The sequence below is a fragment of the Rhodanobacter sp. L36 genome, assembly GCF_009765755.1.
Taxonomy (GTDB): domain Bacteria; phylum Pseudomonadota; class Gammaproteobacteria; order Xanthomonadales; family Rhodanobacteraceae; genus Rhodanobacter.
This window is the reverse complement of record NZ_LMUV01000011.1, coordinates 1,756,899-1,758,525: the sequence shown is the minus strand read 5'-3', so window position 1 is coordinate 1,758,525 and position 1,627 is coordinate 1,756,899. Positions and strand designations below refer to the sequence as shown.

General features: G+C 60.0%; 2 protein-coding genes. Both read right to left on the bottom strand.

The window, feature by feature from the left end; all coding sequences use genetic code 11:
* Positions 1-467, bottom strand: a 467-nt coding sequence (locus tag GSQ73_RS17730; RefSeq protein WP_158886347.1) for a DUF4915 domain-containing protein, incomplete at its 3' end; no start/stop codon positions are given.
* Between the two features lie 379 nt (positions 468-846).
* A partial coding sequence (locus tag GSQ73_RS17720) for an autotransporter outer membrane beta-barrel domain-containing protein (RefSeq protein ID WP_216844806.1) occupies positions 847-1,627 on the bottom strand: 781 nt, incomplete at its 5' end.

Below are 1,627 nucleotides of genomic sequence, written 5' to 3'. Positions count from 1 at the left end.
TTCTTGCGGATGCCCAGCTCATGGATGTCCAGATCACCGATGGTCTGCGCGTTGCGCGGCACATAGCACTTGTCGAACTGGCCGTGGATGATCTCGTTCGAACGCAGCACGTTCTCGAAGCGCCACAGCTGATAAAGGCTGCCCAGATAAATGCGCTGCGCGTTGCCGACGATGCCCATCGCGCGTTCGAACAGGCGCTCGAAGAACGACACGCGTCCCTGCTTGTCGCTGCCGACCAGATAGACGCGTCCGGTCTGGTACGACGAAATTGCCAGCGACATGTTGTTGCCGGCGAGCCATGCGGCGAGTCCGCGCGAGCAACTCTTTTCGACAACTTGTGGCTTCGGCTGGGCGGCATTGTCTGTCGCAGGCGCTTCCGCCAAATCCGCAGGCGGTGCTGACTCGACCGCAACCGCAGAAACCATTTCGGGTTGTGGCAGCTCAATCGATTGGGCTTCATCGATCATTGAAACTTTGCTTTTACGCGTCACACGATTCTCCCGATGGTCCGATGACGCGTGACATAGACTCGACGCGCCAGATTCGTACAGCGTCGTGATCGATCTTACGTCGCATGATGCGAATGCCCCGGGTCCTCGCCCACCGCACAAGCCGCTCGGCGTTATCCGTCAGAAGGTTTTCGAAATGCACAACGAGTATAAAGCTCTCGCCATCATTCAATTCCAGAACCTTTTTCTGCGCCAGAGACAACGGTTTGCTTTCTGGAAATGCGATGACTTGCTCGATCTTTCCTACCCCGAGTTTTTTCGTTCCCATAGTTGACGTTCCAAGCTTGGGTCAAAAAAAAACCCGGCGAGCTTGCGCCCACCGGGTATCGTTTTGCTTTTACCAGCTGTACCGCAGTCCGACCTGACCGCCGAGGAAGCTGTTCATCGCGCCGCCATCGAGCCAGTTCGCGCCGCCGTAGAAGGTGAGGTTGCGCACCTTCACGTTGACGCCGGCATCGACCAGCGCGCTGGTGCCGCGCGTGCTGGTCTGGCCGAAGAACGTGTCATCGACGCTGTAGCGGTTGACGCCGTTGAACTCGTGCACCGCGGACACCGACACATACGGCGTCCACACAGTGCCGTCGTTGGCGGTGGAGTAGCTCTTGCTGACCATCACGCCCAGACGTCCGCGCGAGGAGGTGTCACCGGCGGAGTTGAAGCCGGCCAGGGTGTCGATCTGCGATTTGACGTCGAGCACGCGGTTCCAGGTGTACTGCAACTGCGGGGCGATCTGCAGGCCGTTGTCCAGCGTCCAGGTCTTGCCGGTTTCCACGTTGAACGCATCGGTGTTGCCCTTGACCCAGGCTTCGCCGGCCGCCGCATGCAGGCGGCTGGTGAAGTCCATTTCGCGGAACGACGCATCCAGATACACGCCGTCGGCGGAGATCCAGGTGATGTAGCCGCCGCCGGTGGTGCCCTTGATGCGGGCTGATCCGTTGTTGCCGCTGTCCAGATGCTGGTTGGCCTGATCCTTGGCGACCAGCAGGCCCGCCTTCAGCTCGTCGGTAAAGGCAAAGTCGATGCCGACTTCCTGTCCGGTGTTGCTCTGGTCGAAGGAGAACGCGCCGCCCTGACCGAAATTGCCGGCGTTGTGGCTGGGATCGATCGTGCCGCTGTCA